Raw genomic sequence first — 17,779 nt, 5'->3', positions numbered from 1 at the left:
GAGCCCTGGGCTCGGAGCCGTCCGGCCTCTCCGCCAAGCCCTAGCCCTCCGCCAAGCCCTCCGCGAGCACCTCGGCCAGGTGTCTGCCCTTCCGGCCTCCGAGCTGTTCGAGCTGTTCCAGTTGGGTGCGGCACGAGAAGCCGTCCGCAAGGACCAACGGTTCCTCTCCAGCCGCCCGGACCGCCGGCAGCAGTTGTTCCTCCGCGCAGGCCACCGACACTTCGTAATGCCCCTTCTCGAAGCCGAAGTTGCCCGCCAGGCCGCAGCAGCCGCCGGAGAGTTCGCCGGTCAGGCCCGCTGCCGTGCGCAGGCGGCGGTCCGGGGCGTCGCCGAGGATCGCGTGCTGGTGGCAGTGGGTCTGGCCGACGACCGGGCGGTCCAGGCGGGGCGGGATCCAGTGCGGGTCGGCGTGGTGCTCCAGCGCCTCCGCGAAGGTGACGACCGCCGACGCCACGCGATGGGCGCGCGGATCGTCGGGCAGCAGCTCGGGCAGGTCCGTACGCAGGGCGGCGGCGCAGCTCGGTTCGAGGACGACGATGGGCGGGCCCTCCCCGGGGAAGGTCGGGTCCCCGAGCGGGTAGAGCAGGTCGAGGGTGCGGCGCATCACCTTGCGGGCGCGGTCCAGTTGGCCCGTAGAGACGTAGGTCAGGCCGCAACAGACCCGGCCGCGGGGAGCCGAGCGCGGGAGGGCCCGCGGCGGGTTCGGGGCCGTCGGCACTCCGCCGTCGCCCGGCGCCCGGTCCGGTAGCGGCCCCGGTCCCACGGTCGGCTTCCGCCTGATCCACCTGCCGACGTCCGGTACCAGCCGAAGCCACCGGCCCACAGGCGGCACCCGCAGAAGCCGACTCTCCCCCGGCGGCCACGGCAGCACTCTCATCCCCGCCGCCTCCAGGACCCGTACCGCCGCCTTTCCCACGGACGGCGACAGGTACTCCGTGAAGGTGTCCGGCCACAGGAGGACCATCTTGGGCAGGCGGCCGTCCGGGTGCTCTTCGTACTCGACGGACTCGACGCCCGCGCGCGTTTCTCGGCGCGCCTGCGCCCTGGCCCTGCGGCCCCACCACCGGGTGAACGTCTCCCCCGCCAACCGCGGAATCCTCCGCTCGGGCGCGATCCCGCCCAGCCGCTTGGCGAGTGCCGCCAACGGGGGTACGGAGGTGAGGGCGTTGACGAGCCGTGCCGTACGCGTACGGTCCACCACCCGAAGCCACGCCGGCAGCCACCCCATCGCGTAGTGGGCCGCCGGGCGACGTCGGCCCTCGTAGTGGTGGTGCAGGAACTCCGCCTTGTACGTGGCCATGTCGACGCCGACCGGGCAGTCGGAGCGGCAGCCCTTGCAGGACAGGCACAGGTCCAGCGCGTCCCGGACCTCCGTGGACGCCCAGCCGTCGGTGACGATCTCGCCCGCGAGCATCTCGTGCAGCAGCCGGGCCCGTCCGCGCGTGGAGTGCTCCTCCTCGCCGGTCGCGCGGAAGGAGGGGCACATGACGCCGGAGCCCGGACCGGCCGTCTCCGTGCGGCACTTGGCGACGCCCACGCATCTGCGGACCGCCGCCGAGAAGTCCCCGCCGTCGTGCGGATAGCCGAAGGCCACGTCCACCGGCTCGCGCGGGAGCACGGCGAATCTCAGGTTCTCGTCCAGGGCGGCGGGCCTGACCAGCATTCCCGGGTTGAGCAGGTCGTCCGGGTCCCACACCGCCTTGGCCCGCTCGAAGAGGGCGACCATCTCCTCCCCGTACATCTTCGGGAGCAGTTCGGCCCGGGCCTGTCCGTCGCCGTGCTCTCCGGAGAGCGAACCGCCGTGGGCGACGACCAGTTCCGCCAGCTCCTCCGAGAAGCGGCGGAAGCGGCCGATGCCCTCGCGGGTGAGCAGGTCGAAGTCGATGCGTACGTGGATGCAGCCGTCCCCGAAGTGCCCGTACGGCGTGCCGCGCAGGCCGTGGGAGGTCAGCAGCCGCCTGAAGTCCCGCAGGTACGGGCCGAGTCGGGCCGGGGGTACCGCGCAGTCCTCCCAGCCGGGCCAGGCCTCGGTGCCGTCCGGCATCCGGGTCGCCGTGCCGCTCGCGTCCTCGCGGACCCGCCACAGGGCCCGCTGACCGGCCGGATCGGTGACCACGAGGGAGTCGACGACGTCGGCCGCGCGCACGATCGCGTCCGCACGCGCGCGTGCCTCCGCCGCCGTCCCGCCGCCCGTCTCCACGAACAGCCAGGCGCCGCCCCTGGGCAGTCCCGCGTCCGCCCGTACGAGATCGGCCGCCATGCCCTCCACTGTCAGCGGCCCGTACGGCAGCAGGCCCGCCGCGGCCTCGGCGGCCGCGCTCTCGTCCGCGTACGCCAGCACGGCCAGCGCACGCGCGCGTGGGGCCTCGACCAGCGCGACGACCGCCTCCGTCAGCACGCCCAGGGTGCCCTCGGAGCCGCAGAAGGAGCGGGCGACGTCGGCGCCCTTCTCGGGGAGCAGCGCGTCCAGCGCGTACCCCGAGATCCGGCGGGGCAGGTCCGGGAAGCCGGTGCGCAGCCGCCCCAACTCGCCCTCCACCAGGGCCCGCAGCCCCTCCGGAGCGCCCGACCAGGACCTGCCCGGGGACAGGAACTGGCCCCTCGCCGTGACCACGGACAGCTCGCGCACGCTGTCGGCCGTCGTGCCCCAGGCCACCGAGTGCGACCCGCACGAGTTGTTGCCGATCATCCCGCCGAGCGTGCACCGGCCGTGGGTCGACGGGTCGGGCCCGAAGCGCAGGCCGTGCGGCGCTGCAGCCTCCTGGAGGCGGTCCAGGACGACCCCCGGCTGGACCACGGCCGTGCGCGCCTGCGCGTCCAGGGACACGATCCGGTTCATGTGACGGGTGAAGTCCAGGACCACACCTGTGCCGGTCGCCTGTCCCGCGATCGACGTACCACCACCGCGCGCGACGACCGGGACGCGGAGACGGGAGCAGACGGACAGCGCCGCCGCCACGTCGTCGGCGTCTCTGGGGGCGACCACGCCGAGCGGCACGCGCCGGTAGTTCGACGCGTCCATGGTGGTCAGCGCCCTCGCCGTCGCGTCGAAGGCGACCTCTCCGCGCACGGCTTTCCGCAGCTCCGACCGCAGCTCCCCGAGATCCATTTCCGTCATGCCTCCAAGAATGCACCCCGTCACTGACAGTGACCCCCGGCGAGCGAAGGAGGCTCGGCCCCCGGATTGGGGACGACTTGTGAAAGCGGGCACGAATCCTGCCCGGTCCGATCACGAACTCCCATATAGTGACCGCCAGTTGAGCACCAGGTGTCGCATCCCGCCCAGGACACGACCGAGGACACGATTGATGACCGCGCCCACTCCGCAAGCGCGCCCCACCCCAGATCGGCCGTCCCCAGCGCACCTCGGAGGCGAGCGACCTCGCCTGCGTGCCGTCGTGCTCGCCCCGCTCCTGGCCGCCGTACCGGCGGCGCTCGCCGTCGGCGCCGCGGTCGCCCTGGCCCCCGCCTCGGTGCGCGTGCCCGTCGCCTGGGGCGGCAGCGCGGCCGTCGTCCTGCTGTGCCTGGCGGTCGCCCTGGCGAGCCGCGCCATGGCGACGTCGCGATTACTCGTCCGCCGCCTCGAAGCGGTGTCCCAGGAGGCCGGCCGCCTGCTCCAGGAGCACGCCCGCCTCACCGAGGAGTCCGCGCGCGAACGCGCGCGTCTGACCGACGACCACACCCGGGAACGCGCCCGCCTCGCCGAGCAGAACACCCACCAGAAGGTCCGCCTGGCCGCCGAACTCGACCGGGAGCGCGTCCGCCTCGGCGCCGAGCACGCGCGCGTGGCCGACGAACTGCGGCAGGCGAGAACCGAACGCGCCGCCGCCATCTCGGCGGCCGCCAACACCGCCGGCCGACTGCAGGCCCTGGCCACGAGCATGCTCGCCGACCTGCGCGCCATGGAGGAGCGGCACGCCGACGAGGACGTCCTCACCGACCTCCTCCACCTCGACCACCGCACCGCCCAGGCCGGCCGCCTCGCCGACTCCGTGGCCGTCCTCGCGGGCGCGCGCTCGGGCCGCCGCTGGGCGCGGCCCATCGTCATGGAGTCGATCCTGCGCGGCGCGATGGGCCGTATCAGCGGCTACCAGCGTGTACGTGTGCACTCGTCGAGCGAGGCCGCCGTGGCCGGGCACGCCGCCGAGGGCGTGATGCACGCGCTCGCCGAAATCCTCGACAACGCCGCGAACTTCTCGCCTCCGACGGCCGAAGTGCATGTCTACGTAGAGGAGGTTCCGGCCGGAGTCATCGTCTCCGTGGAGGACAGCGGGCTGGTGATGGGCGAGGTGCAGCTACGCCGCGCCGAACGCGCCGTCTCCGGCGAGGAGGCGGAACTCGGCGGCCTCAGCGGCACCCGGCTCGGCCTCGCGGTCGTCGGCCGCCTCTCCCGCAAGTACGGCCTGAAGGTCTCCTTCCGCCCCTCCGCACGCGGCGGCACGGGCGTCCTGATGCTCATACCTCAGGACATCCTCGCGAGCCCGGGCTCGACGGCGACGCCTACGCCTGCTCCTACGCCGACATCGACGCAGGCTCCGACTTGGAGGCCTGCTTCGGCTTCGGCGTCGGCTTGGACGCCTGATTCCACGCCGGCCTCGGCCACGGCTTCCGCTTCGACGTCGGCTTCGGTGCCTGCTTCGGCCTCGACGTCGGCTTCGGTGCCGACTTCGAGGCCGACTTCAGTGCCGACTTCGAGGCCGACTTCAGTGCCGACTTCGGTGCCGACTTCGACGAATGGCTCGGCTCCCGAGGCTGTACCGACGTCGGCTTGGGGTTCGGCCTCGTCGCCTGCCCCGGAGCCGGCTTCGGCTTCCGCTTCGGGTTCCGCGCCGGCCTCCACTCCCGCTTCGGATCAGCCGCTGCCCCCCGACCCGGCCTCGACCTCGGCTTCGGCCGCCGATGCAGATACCGGTACGGGTACGGGTACGGGTGCAGGTAGGGGTAGAGGTACGGCATCGGCTGCAACACCGGCCACGGCCTTCGCCTCTCCCCCGGCACCGCCCCTGAGCCACGTACCGCCCACGCCCCACATACCGACCGCGACCCCGGCCTCGGCACCGGGCCCGGCCGTGGCCTGGGTCGCGATTCCGGCCACGTATGACGCCCCTGAGGCTCATGGGACCCATGAGACCCATGAGACCCAAGGCGCCAACGACACTCACGCCACTCACGCCACTCACGCCGCCCGTCACGCCCGCGAGCCCGAGGCGTCCGACCCCGCGTCGCAGTCCTGGCCCCAGCCCCAGCCCTGGCCCCGCCCCCAGGAGTCGTACGCCGCCGCGCACGCCCGCTCCGACCTGGACCCGGAGCCCGTGCCGGCCCACGGCTCCCCGCTCCAGCCCGTGGTCGCCGACCCCCTCGTCAGCCTCCCCAAGCGCCGCCGGGGCCGCACCCTCGCCGAGGCGGAGGCCGAAGTGGAGGCCCAGCGCTCGCGCAACCGGCCGCCCACCGCGCTCGAAAACCCCGACGGATCCAACAGATCCGACGGCTCCGGCACTCCTTACTCCCCCAACTCCCCGGAGGCCCCCGGCTCCACGCCCGACGACGTGATGACCCGCGCCGCCCGCTTCACCAGTTTCCGCCAAGCCGTCCGAGGGACGTCGGCGGAGGAGCCCGTACAAGCCCGTACGAGCCCTGCCACCTCCCACCCGGAAAGCGACCCCACTTCATGACCGGCCCCACCGGCCCCACCGGCAGCACGGCAACGGCCGCCGTCGCCGTATCGGCGTCCGCCTCCCCCACCGCCCACTCCTCCGTCGCCGCCTCCACCTCCGCCTCCACCGAGGAGAAGCTGACCTGGCTCATGCAGGGCATGCTGGCGCGCACCCCCGGCGCCCGGCACGCGCTCGTGCTCTCGCGGGACGGCCTGAAGCTGTGCCGTACGCCGGAACTCTCCGTCGACCAGGCCGACCAGCTCGCCGCCATCGCCGCCGGTATCCAGTCGCTGTCCCACGGGGCGTCCATGGAGTTCGGGGACGGCACCGGGGGCGTACGGTCGGCGATGGCCGAGTTCTACGGCGGGGTCCTGTTCATTGTGGAGGCGGGCGAGGGCGCGCATCTGGCCCTGGTCACGGCCGAGGAGGCGGACCCGGGGCTCGTCGGGCACAACATGGCCGAACTCGTGGAACAGCTCGGCGAACACCTGAGTTCGCAGCCACGTACGTCACTGAGCGCGCAGCCACGTACGTCATGAGCCGGCCGGGCAGGGACGACGCCCCCGACCGGCTCTACACCGTCACGCAAGGACGCAGCCGGTCCACGCCCGGAACCCCGTTCGACCTGGTGACCCTGGTCGTCGCCGAGTGCGACGCGGTCCCCGGCATGCAGTCGGAGCACGCGGCGATCCTGCGCCTCGCCGAACGGCCCACCGCCGTCGCGGAGGTCGCCGCGGAACTGCGGCTGCCGGTCAGCATCACGAAGATCCTGCTCTCCGACCTCCTCGCCGAGGGCCGCGTCAGCGCCCGCCACCCGCGCAGGGCCGCAATCGCCGGCCGCCCCGATCCCGACATCCTGGAGCAGGTGCTCGTTGGACTCCGCAACCTCTGAACCGACCGCCGCCGTCGTCCGAACTCCGGGCACCGGTACGTCCGACGCGCGTACGCCCGAAGACCAGGCGCCGGAGGCTCGGACGCCCCTGGAGGCGTCCGCCGACAACGGGCTGAAGATCGTGGTCGTGGGCGGTTTCGGCGTCGGCAAGACGACGATGATCCACTCGGTGAGCGAGATCCGCCCCCTCAGCACCGAGGAGACGATCACGGGGGCCGGCGGGACGGTCGACGACGTCAGCGCGGTGCCCGGCAAGTCCCGGACGACCGTCGCCTTCGACTTCGGCCGCATCACGCTCAGCGCGCGCACCGTGCTCTACCTCTTCGGCGCGCCCGGCCAGGAGCGCTTCTGGTACCTCTGGGACCGGCTCTTCACCGGCGCGCTCGGCGCGGTCGTCCTCGTCGACACCCGCCGCATCGACGACTCCTGGTACGCCATCGACCGGCTCGAACGCCTCGGTACACCGTTCATCGTCGCCCGCAACGACTTCGGCGGCCCCGCCCACACACCCGACCAGGTACGCGACGCCCTCGACCTCGCCCCGCACATCCCGCTCCTCGACTGCGACGCACGCTCCCGTGACTCCGGCAAGCGTGTCCTGATCACCCTCATCGAACACATCAAGAGCCTGTACCTCGCCGAGGACCCGCAGGTCATCGAGAGAGTGCGGGCCGCAAGGAGTCCGTACGCGGCCGAGGGCTCCGCCGCCAGTACGCCGCAGGACCAGGTCACCGCACCCGCGGTTATCACCCCCGCGGTCACCGCCCCCGCGCCGGAGTTGACCCGGTGAACCCCGCCCCCGTGCGCCTCAACGGGCCCCGGTTCCTGGCCGAACCCGCCGATCTGTACCGGGAGTTGAGGCGCGAGCACGGTGCCGTGGCGTCGGTGCTGCTCGACGGGGACATCCCGGCCTGGCTCGTGCTCGGCTACCGCGAGCTGCACCAGGTCACCGGGGATCCGGCGCTGTTCAGCCGTGACTCCGGCCTCTGGAACCAGTGGGACCGGGTCCCCGACGACTGGCCGCTGCTGCCGGTGATCGGCCGCGGCCAGCCGTCCATCCTCTACACCGTCGGTGAACGCCATCGCAAGCACGCGGCGATGGTCAGCGACGCGCTCGAAGCCGTCGACGCCTTCGAACTGCGTACGCTCGCCGAGCGGTTCGCCGACGAACTGATCGACGCGGTGTGCGCCAAAGGCGCGACGGACCTGATCGCGGACTACGCGTCCCTGCTCCCCGTACGTGTCCTGGCCACCCTCTACGGCTTCGCCGACGAACAGGGCCCCGGGCTCGTCGCCGCCCTGAACGACATGGTCGACGGCCAAGAGAGCGCCATCGCCGGGCAGTTGCACCTGGCCGCCGCGATGGCCCACCTGGTGGCGGACCGGGCGGCGCGGCCCGCGGACGACGTGGTCAGCCGAATGCTCGCAAGGGGCCACGCAGGAGGCCGTGGTGGCAGCCATGGTGGAGGGGCCGCGGGCGGATTCACGCACGAGGAGATCACCCAGGACCTGATGGTCATGATGGCCGCGGGGCACCAGCCGACCGCCGACTGGATCGGCAACTCGCTGCGGCTGATGCTCACGGACGAGCGGTTCGCGGCCTCGCTCTTCGGCGGGCGGCGCAGTGTCGCCGAGGCGATGAACGAGGTGCTGTGGGAGGACACGCCCACCCAGAACGTGGCCGGGCGCTGGGCCGCCCGCGACACGCGGCTCGGCGGCCGGGCCGTACGCGCCGGTGATCTCCTCCTCCTCGGCCTCCAGGCGGCCAACCACGACCCGCAGGTCCGCACCCACAGCTCCGCCCTCACCGGCGGCAACAGCGCCCACTTCTCCTTCGGCCACGGCGAACACCGCTGCCCGTTCCCGGCCCAGGAGATAGCGGAGGTCATAGCCCGCACAGCCATCGAGGTCGTCCTGGACCGCCTCCCGGACATCGACCTGGCCGTACCCGCCAACTCGTTGACGCGTCGGCCCTCGCCGTGGCTACGGGGCCTGACGAACCTCCCCGTGCGCTTCACCCCTGCGCCGCCCCTCGGGGACCCACCTGCATGAGGAGTTGAGGCCTTCACGAACGCCGGACGGGCACGAGCCGTTCAGGTCCGCGGGCGAGGCTTTCGGACGACGGCGCCGGGTGGGAAGTGCTCTGTGCCGAGGACTTCGTCTGCCCGGTGGATGGTGATGGCGAGTTCTGCCATGCCGCGCAGTGGGGTGAGATCGACCTGCCGGTGCTTGTCGTAGCAGTTGATCATCAGCTTTTTGAGGTTGGGAAGTGCCCTGGCCACCGTGGCGAGGTCGTCTTCTGCCTCCCAGGTTCCCAGCCAGAACTCTTCGATCTGCGGTGCGGGCGGGAGTTCGGCAAGCATGGACAGGCCGGCGCCGACCTGCAACATGAGGTAGCTGAGCTTGGGCAACGCCGAGACCTGGGAAAAGCCGTCCACGGGGCCACACAGATTCAGGGTAGTGAGATTGGGCCAGCGGGTGATGCCCTCAAGCGTGCGGAGATGCGCGCAGGAGGTGCTGCCGAGCCACAGACTGGTGAGATCTCCGCCGACCGACAGTGATTCAAGGTTCCGGTACGGAAGTTCCAGGTCGAGGCCGAGTCTTTCGAGACGAGCCAGGCCCTGGAGTGCGTCGAAGCGTGCCGCCGCACATTGGAAAAGGTCGAGACTTATAACGGACATGGCGGCCAGGGGAGTCAGGTCCGCGACATTCGGACAGCGATGGAAGGAAATGCTACTCAGGCAGGTGTAGGCCTGGAGGAACTCCAGGTTGTCCATTACAGAGTTGTCAGAGACGCGCAGCACCTGCAGCTCTTCCAGCCTGATTGCGCTGGTGATCTCACTGTTCGTGAAGTTCCCGGCGAAGGTGACATTGCGGGGAGTTCGCAGGTTGCGCAGGGCCGCAAGTTGCTCCGCTGAGCGCACCACGGCATGGCGGAAGTCCAGGAGGTGGGCGAGGACTTCGCGTGCGTAGTCCTCGGTGTCGAAGTTGCCCCAGTCGTTTTGCAGCGTCGACTGAACGCTGATATCGGTGCTGGCGCGGAATTTCTTCATGACCGTGAGAGCGGCATCGCCGCCGATGCGGCCGGCGGTGCTGACGACGGCTTCGGCCTCGTCGTCCTCCAGCCCTTCGGGGCCGGAAAGCAGGTCGAGGATGACCGGGCCGACGGCGGCCAGAGTGCGGGCTTCATCATGGCTCCGCGGAGGCAGGAGAGCGGCCGTGCGCTGCTGAACGTCCTCGCGAACAGCCGGGTCGAGTTCGGTCGCGTGTTCCAGGCAGGCCGTGGCCAGCAGATGCAGACGGGTGCGGTGCTTGGGTGTGCGGTCGCCTCGGGTGATCAAGCGGCGCAGCAGGCTCGCGCGTTCATGGGGTCGTGCGTGGGCCACGGCCATACGCAGGACGTCCTCCCACTGATCGTCATGGGCGTGCCGGACCAGCAGGGGGATGTCGCGTGCCTCGATGGCGGCCTTGGCACCGAGAAAGTCCTGGAAGGTGCGGTGGACGAAGTCGATGGTCTCGGCGGTGGGCTGCCGTAACAGCCCGGAGCGGGCGAGCAGGTGGGTGAGGACACCGTCGGCGTCGGCCTGCTGGGCGATGTGCGGCATGGCGGGCAGGGCGTCGTCGACGAGCGCGCGTGCCGTGTCGTGGTCGAGTTCGGTCTGGCCGTTGCGAATGAGCCAGTAGGCCAGGCGCTGCAGGAGCTGGACGCTCTCGTGCTCGGTGAGGCTGAGCCCCTCGGGGGCCTCGATGTCGCGTTCGCGGTCACGGCGGTGCATCAGCATGGACAGGGCGGCTTCGTACAGTGCCATCCGGCCGTGCGGCAGGTGCCGCGCCGGTCGCGATGCAGGGCACAGACCAGCGCACACAGCAGTGGTGTGGTGGTCAGGCGGGCCAGGTCGCGTTGGGAGCGCACGGTGTCCTTGAGCGTCTCCTCCAGGGTGGCCAGGTGGGCCCGTTCCTGAGCGGTGGTGGCGTTGGAGGCGGCCGCGGTGTGCCAGCGGGTGACGAACACCGCCACGTCCCGGGTGCTCATGGGACGTACGGTCAGTTCGGTGAATCCGCCGTCGGCGAGCCAGCCCTCGGGCACGGCGGAAGGCCGGGTGGTCACCAGATAGGCGGCCTGCGGGTAGGCGGCCAGCAGTTCGCGCAGCCACTGCCGGGTCTTGGCGCGCTGGGCCTGGGGGACTTCGTCGAGGCCGTCGATGAGCAGCAGGGCGCGGCCGTCGATCAGTGCCTGGTCGGCCCAGCCCGTCGGCTGGGCGCCATCGCGCGGGCAGCCGACCGCGGTCAGATATTCGTGCGGGGCGGGCAGCTCGCCACGGCGTACGAGGGTTCGCAGCGGCAGGACGAACGGCAGACAGTCCGCCAAGTGGTCCAGCTCGGGCGGCAGGCTGCGGCGTGCGGTGGACACGGCGAGCCACTGCAGCAGGGTGGTCTTGCCGCTACCTGCCAGCCCTCGCACAAGGGTTCGCCGCTGTCCGGCCAGGGCCTGCTCGGCCCGCTCCACGCGTACCTCCAGCCCCCGGCCTCCCGCGCCCATCCCGCCCCGACTGTCAGTGGGCTCGACACCGCGGACCGGGGCGGCGAGTTCCAGGCTGAGATAGGCGGCGTCCAGCGGCCAGCAGGCACGCTCCGGCCGGGACAGATCCAGCCCGATCACCGACAGCTGCCCATAGCGCTGTTCCAGATAGCGCCGGTACCAGTTCTCGAACCGCGTCTGCGGATCCGAAGCCGAAACCGAATCCGAGTCCGAATCCGCAGGCGAAACCGAGTCGTCCGCGGTCGCGACACGCGCGGCGGCGGGAGGCAGCGCGCGGGCCCGCAGCCGTAACAGCGGTTCGGCATCGGTCTTCAGAGCCGCCGCGAGCGCCACGACGGTCGCCTCGCTGGGCATGCCGGTCCCGTTCAGCGCCTGGCTGACCGTGGTGCGCCCCAGCCCCGCCCGCAGCGGCAAGGCGGTCATCGACAACCGTCGCCGCACCCGCAGGCTCCGCAGCCGCTCCTTCAGCTCCGCCAGCGCTTCCTGCCGACTCTCGCTCGCCCCCACCCCGGCCCCCTCCACGGACAGCGCCGCCCCCGTTGTTCAAGCCCGTTCATCTTTGTCCATCCGAACGCCGCCGTACGCGACTTCGGCCACCTTCCTTCCATCGCCCCGCTTCACGGAACGGAACGGAAGAAGCCTCATGACCACCTCGCCCACGCACCTGGCGCTGCTGACCCTGGCCCTGCTCGCCGTCTTCCTGCTCGCCCTGTTGGCCGCAGTCACCGCCGGCCTGCTCGCCCGCTGGGACGGCGCCACCGCGCCCGCCGCGCTGCTCCGCGCCGGAATCGCCTTCGGCGGCGCCCTCACCCTGCTCATCGCCGTGCTGGCACTGGTGGCCGGCACCCTGACATAACGCGCATGGACACCTCGTCTCACCGGCCGGACGACGTTTCACCCACGTTTCCGGAAACGGATACGCTCCCGTCGTGGCTGATATCCAGATCCCCGCTGACCTCAAGCCCGCCGACGGCCGTTTCGGCGCGGGCCCCTCCAAGGTGCGTACGGAGTCGCTCACCGCGCTCGCCGCGACCGGCACGTCCCTGATGGGCACGTCCCACCGCCAGGCCCCGGTGAAGAACCTCGTGGGGAAGGTCCGCGAGGGCGTGAGCAACCTCTTCCAGCTCCCCGAGGGCTACGAGGTCGTCCTCGGCAACGGCGGCTCCACCGCGTTCTGGGACGTCGCGACGCACGGCCTGATCGAGAACAAGTCGCAGCACCTCACCTTCGGTGAGTTCAGCTCGAAGTTCGCGAAGGCCGCCAAGCTCGCCCCCTGGCTCGCCGACCCGGACGTCATCACCTCCGAGCCGGGCACCCACCCGGAGCCGGTCGCCCAGTCGGGCGTGGACGTCTACGCCCTCACGCACAACGAGACCTCCACCGGCGTCGCGGCCCCGGTCAAGCGCGTCGCGGGCGCCGACGACGGCTCCCTCGTCCTCGTGGACGCGACGAGCGGCGCGGGCGGCCTGCCCGTCGACATCGCCGAGACGGACGTCTACTACTTCGCCCCGCAGAAGTCCTTCGCCGCGGACGGCGGCCTGTGGATCGCGATCTTCTCCCCGGCCGCCATCGAGCGCGCCGAGCGCGTCCACGCGAGCGGACGCCACGTCCCGGAGTTCTTCAGCCTGCCCACGGCGATCGACAACTCCCGTAAGAACCAGACGTACAACACCCCGGCCCTCGCGACTCTCTTCCTGCTGAACGACCAGCTGGAGTGGATCAACGGCCAGGGCGGCCTCGACTGGTCGGTCCGCCGCACGGCGACCTCCGCGCGCACGCTGTACGGCTGGGCCGAGGACGTCAAGTACGCGAACCCGTTCGTCACCGACCCGGCCAAGCGCTCACAGGTCATCGGCACGATCGACTTCACCGACGACGTCGACGCGTCCGCCGTCGCCAAGGTCCTGCGCGCCAACGGCATCGTCGACACCGAGCCCTACCGCAAGCTCGGCCGCAACCAGCTCCGCGTCGCCATGTTCCCCGCGATCGACCCGGCGGACATCGAGTCCCTCACGAAGTGCGTCGACTACGTGATCGAGAAGCTGTAGCCGTCGTCATCGAGCGGCTGTGACCGTCGCTCGTACGGCAACTGGGGCGCCCGGCACGGCAACCGTGCCGGGCGCCCCTGTCTCTCCCATGTACCTGACCTACGTCGCCGTGCAGCTCACCCCCGGCACACCCCCGCCCCCCGGCGCGCCCCCGAACCCGAAGGTCGCCGAACCGCCCACCGCGAGCGCCCCGTTGTGGTCGGCGTTCGCGGCCGTGACCGTCGAACCGGTCTGCGTGTACGAGGCGTTCCACATGCTGGTGACCTTCTGGGCGCCGGACCAAGTCCACGTGACCTTCCAGGACTTGAGGGCCACAGCGCCCGAATTGGTCACCTTCACCTCGGCGTTGAAGCCACCGCCCCAGTCGCTGCTGACGGTGTAGGCGGCGGTGCAGGCCGCCGTGCCCCCGCCGGGATCGCCCGGGTCACCGGGGTCCCCGGGGTCGCCCGGATCACCCCCGCCGCTCGGAAAACCCGGTGCCTTCACGCTCGCCAGGTATCCGTCCTTCACCGTGTCCACGGTCGTCCAGTCGTCCTTGAGGATCCCGCCCGTGTCACCGGAGTTGGGGTTCCAGGACCAGAAGGTCCAGGAGATGCTGTCGGCGCCGTACGTGCTCGTCGGCCGGAGGTAACTCACCAGTGCGGCAAGCCACTTCTGGTCGATCGTCGACTGGAGTGTCGTGCCGAACTCGCCCACCCACACCGGGGCGATGTTCTGCTTGAAGATGTAGCCCCAGTACTTGTCCCAGATGCCGGGCATGTTGGCGGGGAAGGCCGGGTCGCTGAACCAGCTCTGCTGGGCGACGCTCGTGGCGTAGTCGTGGGCCGAGTAGACGACGCGGTTCGGGACGTCCAGCTGGACGGGGTACTGGGCGACGCCCATCAGGTTGCCGCCCCACCAGCCGGACACGCCGTTGAACGTCTGCACGCCCTCGACGAAGATCAGCAGCTCGGGGTTGACAGACAGGACCGCGTTGCCGGCGCGCTGGGCGGCCAGGCGCCAGTCCCTCGTCGTGTCGCCGCAGCCCCAACAGGCCGGATCGTGCGGCTCGTTGTGGAGGTCGATGCCGATCACCGTGGGGTTGCCCCTGTAGCGGGTCGCCAGCGCCTTGAGGTTGGCGATCCACGTCGACTCCGGTACCGCGGACGTGTACCAGAGCGCCGACTGGCCGGCCGCGTCCGGACGATGCCGGTCCAGTACGACCTTGAGGCCGCCCTGACCCGCGTACGCCACGATCCTGTCCATGATCTGGAGGGAGCCGAGGCCCTGGAGGTCGGCGTTCTTGCCGCCGGAGAAGTCGATGCTGTTGGGTACGGTGCCGCTCTTGAAGAGGTCGTCGCTGTACGGCAGCCGGATGGTGTTGTAGCCGAGCGACTTCATCTGGTCGATCATGCTCTTGTAGTCGCGCGCCCAGAGGCCGTGGGGGGTGTGGTTGGCGGTCTCGAAGCCGAACCAGTTGATGCCGGCGATCCGTACGGGCTGACCGGCCGCGTCCAGCATCTGCCGGCCGCTGGTGTGCCAGTAACCGGCTCCGGCGGCCGCCGCCCGGTCCCCGGCGTCCGCCCGGTCCGCGGGAGCCGCCGGGGCCGCGTGAACCGTCTGCGCGCCAACACCGGCCAGGATCAACAGGAGCGCCGCGGCGGCAGCACACAGCGCTCTTCGCAAGCTGCGGAACATGTCGCTGCTTCCTCTCGGGAGGCGCGGGCCCGGAACGGGTGGGAGCGCTCCCACCACACCGCACATCCCCATGGAAGAGATCCTGCGTGGACACGTCAAGGATGTGTGCGGTGTTCGGGACACTTGAGTCCCGAACACCGCACGCCCCCGGAGCCGCACAAGTGCGTCCAATGACTACTTGCTGAGCTTCTGGAACCTCCGTACCGCCAGCGGAACGAAGATCAGCGTGAGGACCACCGGCCACACGCCCGCCATCAGCAGCGCGTGCTGCTCGACCCACGAGTCGCCGCTGCCCACCGGCGTGCCGAAGAGTTCGCGGGTGGCCGCGGCCGTCGACGAGATCGGGTTCCAGGCCGCCACATGGCCGAGCCAGTCCGGCATGAGCTGCGGGGCGACGAAGATGCTGGAGATCATCGTCAGCGGGAACGCGACCGCGAACAGACCGCCCGCCGCCTCCGGGTTGGGCACGAGCAGCCCGAGCCACACCCCGAGCCAGATCAGCGCGAACCGCAGCCACAGCAGCAGCGCGAAGGCCCCCAGGAAGCCGAAGCCGCCGTCGGGCCGCCAGCCCATGGCGACCGCGGTGAGCATCAGGATCGTCAACTCCGCGCAGGCGACGATGAGATCGGTGACCCCGCGCCCGGCGACGACCGCGGACGGCGCCATCGGCATGGAGCGGAACCGGTCGATGACGCCCTTGGTGGAGTCGTACACGACGAGCGTCGCCGTGTTGATGAACCCGAAGGCCATCGTCATCACGAACATGCCGGGCATCAGGAAGTCCCGGTAGTCGCCGCCGCCCGGCACCTGCATCGCGCTGCCGAACACGTACCCGTACAGCAGCACGGACAGGATCGGGAAGCCCAACTGCCAGGCGATGTTGATGGGTTGGCGCTGGTAGTGGGTGAGCCCGCGCCGGACGACGTTCCAGCAGTCGGCGAGCGCCCAGTACGTCCGGCCGTGTTCGCCCTGCGCGGTCGGGGCGGGGGTGGGGGTGGGGGTGGTGGCCTGTGCGGCCGGGCCGAGGGTGGTCATGCCGCCTCCTTCTCGTTCGGCACGTCCGTGCGGTGGCCGGTCAGGCGCAGGAACACGTCGTCGAGGCTCGGCCTGCGCAGCCCGATGTCCTCCACCCGCACGCCCTCGTCCTGGAGGGTGCGGGCCACCTCGGTGAGGGCAGCGACCCGGTCGGTCACGGGCGCGTGCACCCTCAACTCGGTCTCGTCCGACTCCGGTTCGCCGTCCGAGACCCGGGCGACGACCTTCACCGCCCGCGCGATGTCGGCCCGCTCGGCGACGACGACCTCGATCCGGTCACCGCCCACCGTGCTCTTCAGCCCGTCCGGGGTGTCGTCGGCGATGGACCGCCCCTGGTCGATCACGGTGATGCGCGAGGCGAGCTTGTCGGCCTCCTCCAGATACTGCGTGGTCAGCAGCACGGTGGTGCCGCCGGTGACCAACGCCCGTACGGAGTCCCAGACTTCACCCCGGCCGCGCGGGTCGAGGCCCGTCGTCGGCTCGTCCAGGAACAGCACGCGCGGGTTGAGGATCATCGACGCGGCGAGGTCGAGACGCCGCCGCATACCGCCGCTGTACTTCCCGACGCCCTTGTCCGCGGCGTCGGTCAGGTCGAACTGCTCCAGCAGCTCGCCTGCCCTCAGCCGCGCCCTGCGCCCGCCCAGGTGGAACAACCGCCCGAACATCTCCAGGTTCTGCCGGCCGGTCAGCACCTCGTCCACCGCCGCGTACTGACCGGTGAGCCCGATCCTGGCCCGCACCTCCCGCGGCTGCCGTGCCACATCCAGGCCCGCCACCTGGGCACTTCCCCCGTCCAGCCTGACCAGCGTGGAGAGGATACGGACGGCGGTCGTCTTGCCCGCGCCGTTCGGCCCGAGCAGGCCGTGCACCGTGCCCTCCCGCACGGCCAGGTCGAACCCGTCCAGGGCCCGCTTCTCCCCGTACCTCTTCTCCAGCCCCACGGCGCTCACCGCGTAACCGCTCACAGCACTCCCCCATCCCTGAAGCCCATCCCTGAAACCCGTCTCTGGAACCCGACCTCGAAACACGACCTTGAAACACGACCCCGAAACTGAGTACACCGTACCCTTTTGAGAGTACACCGTACCCAGTTTTGGTCCAAGGGATTATTCTGAGGTCCATGACAAGCGGCTCGGGCGGCACGGAGACCAGCGGGAGCGGAGACATCGTCCGCACCCTCCACCTGCTGTGGGACACGGGCCCCCGGCCCAGCCGCGGACCCAAGCCGGGCCTGACGCTCGACCGGATCGTGGAAGCGGCGGTCCGGATCGCGGACACGGAGGGCCTGGAGGCCGTCTCGATGCGCCGGATCTCCACGGAGCTGGGCACCGGCACGATGTCCCTCTACCGGTACGTTCCCGGCAAGGGCGAGCTGCTCGACCTGATGCTGGACCGTGTCCAGCGCCCGGGCGAGGACACATCGGCCTTCGGCGACAACTGGCGCTCGGCCCTGGAGGTGCTCGGCCGCGAAAGCCTCGCCCTCTACCAGCGCCACCCATGGCTGCTGCGGGTCAACCAGTCCCGCCCGGTCCTCGGCCCCAGCGCCATCGACGGCATGGAGAAGGTGATCTCCCGCATCAAGCCCATGGGCCTGAGCGACCCGGAGCTGGTCTCGGTGGTCATCATGATCGACTCGTACGTCACCGGCGCCGCCCGCACCCAGCTCTACACCCAGGAGGCGGAACGCAGGACGGGCCTGACCGACGCCGAGTTCTGGGCCGCCCAGGGCCCCCTCCTGGAGAAGGTCATGGCCACCGGCCGCTACCCCGTGATGGCCGAACTCTCCGCGGAAGCCTTCGGCCCCGACTTCGACCACTTCGACTTCGGCCTGCAGCGGATCCTGGACGGTCTGGAGGCACTGGTGGAGCGCAGGGGCACCCGCTAGGGGCGCGCCCCTTCGGGGGCGCGGGGACTGCGCGACCAGCCACAGCCG

Annotated in this window: 14 protein-coding genes; 8 read left to right on the top strand and 6 right to left on the bottom strand. The window is 71.1% G+C overall.

The annotated features are described in order from the left end of the window. Nucleotides 1-40: 40 nt before the first annotated feature. Nucleotides 41-3,118, bottom strand: a complete 3,078-nt coding sequence (locus ACIBEI_RS26495; RefSeq protein ID WP_398892736.1) for an FAD-binding and (Fe-S)-binding domain-containing protein — start codon at nucleotides 3,116-3,118, stop codon at nucleotides 41-43. A gap of 280 nt (nucleotides 3,119-3,398) precedes the next feature. Here ACIBEI_RS26495 and ACIBEI_RS26490 point away from each other — a divergent pair, with 280 nt between their 5' ends. From ACIBEI_RS26490 to ACIBEI_RS26470, 5 genes are all read left to right on the top strand, one after another. Further along, complete coding sequence (locus ACIBEI_RS26490) at nucleotides 3,399-5,672, top strand: ATP-binding protein (protein WP_398892735.1); 2,274 nt, start codon at nucleotides 3,399-3,401, stop codon at nucleotides 5,670-5,672. A gap of 131 nt (nucleotides 5,673-5,803) precedes the next feature. Beyond that, on the top strand, nucleotides 5,804-6,193 hold the full coding sequence (locus tag ACIBEI_RS26485; RefSeq protein WP_234048755.1) for a roadblock/LC7 domain-containing protein: 390 nt from the start codon (nucleotides 5,804-5,806) through the stop codon (nucleotides 6,191-6,193). After that, nucleotides 6,190-6,546: a DUF742 domain-containing protein gene (locus ACIBEI_RS26480; protein ID WP_143639742.1), complete on the top strand. Its 357-nt coding sequence runs from the start codon at nucleotides 6,190-6,192 to the stop codon at nucleotides 6,544-6,546. The genes ACIBEI_RS26485 and ACIBEI_RS26480 overlap by 4 nt, the downstream gene beginning before the upstream one ends. Before the next feature lie 88 nt (nucleotides 6,547-6,634). After that, complete coding sequence (locus ACIBEI_RS26475; protein ID WP_398892905.1) at nucleotides 6,635-7,336, top strand: GTP-binding protein; 702 nt, start codon at nucleotides 6,635-6,637, stop codon at nucleotides 7,334-7,336. After that, a complete protein-coding gene (locus ACIBEI_RS26470) occupies nucleotides 7,333-8,598 on the top strand; it encodes a cytochrome P450 (RefSeq protein ID WP_398892734.1) in 1,266 nt (421 codons plus the stop codon). The genes ACIBEI_RS26475 and ACIBEI_RS26470 overlap by 4 nt, the downstream gene beginning before the upstream one ends. A 41-nt stretch (nucleotides 8,599-8,639) precedes the next feature. Here ACIBEI_RS26470 and ACIBEI_RS26465 read toward each other — a convergent pair whose 3' ends face one another. Beyond that, nucleotides 8,640-10,355 carry an NACHT domain-containing protein gene (locus ACIBEI_RS26465; protein ID WP_398892733.1) on the bottom strand — a complete coding sequence of 572 codons (1,716 nt, stop codon included), beginning with the start codon at nucleotides 10,353-10,355 and terminating at the stop codon, nucleotides 8,640-8,642. Next, entirely contained in the window at nucleotides 10,322-11,593 is a 1,272-nt protein-coding gene (locus ACIBEI_RS26460) for an NACHT domain-containing protein (RefSeq protein WP_398892732.1), read from the bottom strand. The genes ACIBEI_RS26465 and ACIBEI_RS26460 overlap by 34 nt, the downstream gene beginning before the upstream one ends. 136 nt (nucleotides 11,594-11,729) lie before the next feature. Between ACIBEI_RS26460 and ACIBEI_RS26455 the strand changes: the two genes are divergently transcribed. Next, the gene (locus tag ACIBEI_RS26455; RefSeq protein ID WP_398892731.1) at nucleotides 11,730-11,942 is read left to right on the top strand and encodes a hypothetical protein; all 213 of its coding nucleotides are present in this window, start codon (nucleotides 11,730-11,732) and stop codon (nucleotides 11,940-11,942) included. A 73-nt stretch (nucleotides 11,943-12,015) separates the two neighbouring features. Beyond that, on the top strand, nucleotides 12,016-13,134 hold the full coding sequence (gene serC / locus ACIBEI_RS26450) for a phosphoserine transaminase (protein ID WP_398892730.1): 1,119 nt from the start codon (nucleotides 12,016-12,018) through the stop codon (nucleotides 13,132-13,134). Between the two features lie 99 nt (nucleotides 13,135-13,233). On the opposite strand, the gene ACIBEI_RS26445 is transcribed toward serC, so the two are convergent. From ACIBEI_RS26445 to ACIBEI_RS26435, 3 genes are all read right to left on the bottom strand, one after another. Then, nucleotides 13,234-14,811: a cellulase family glycosylhydrolase gene (locus tag ACIBEI_RS26445; protein WP_398892729.1), complete on the bottom strand. Its 1,578-nt coding sequence runs from the start codon at nucleotides 14,809-14,811 to the stop codon at nucleotides 13,234-13,236. Between the two features lie 174 nt (nucleotides 14,812-14,985). Then, on the bottom strand, nucleotides 14,986-15,846 hold the full coding sequence (locus tag ACIBEI_RS26440) for an ABC transporter permease (protein ID WP_398892728.1): 861 nt from the start codon (nucleotides 15,844-15,846) through the stop codon (nucleotides 14,986-14,988). After that, a complete protein-coding gene (locus ACIBEI_RS26435; protein ID WP_398892727.1) occupies nucleotides 15,843-16,811 on the bottom strand; it encodes an ATP-binding cassette domain-containing protein in 969 nt (322 codons plus the stop codon). The genes ACIBEI_RS26440 and ACIBEI_RS26435 overlap by 4 nt, the downstream gene beginning before the upstream one ends. A gap of 155 nt (nucleotides 16,812-16,966) precedes the next feature. Here ACIBEI_RS26435 and ACIBEI_RS26430 point away from each other — a divergent pair, with 155 nt between their 5' ends. Continuing rightward, nucleotides 16,967-17,731 (top strand): TetR/AcrR family transcriptional regulator, encoded by a 765-nt coding sequence (locus ACIBEI_RS26430; protein WP_398892726.1) that lies wholly within the window; start codon nucleotides 16,967-16,969, stop codon nucleotides 17,729-17,731. The last annotated feature ends 48 nt before the right edge of the window (nucleotides 17,732-17,779 follow it).

It is taken from the genome of Streptomyces sp. NPDC050988 (genome assembly GCF_044456225.1).
In the GTDB taxonomy this organism is placed as follows: Bacteria; Actinomycetota; Actinomycetes; order Streptomycetales; family Streptomycetaceae; genus Streptomyces.
Note: the sequence above shows the minus strand (reverse complement) of the source record. Positions and strands in the feature narration are given on the sequence as shown.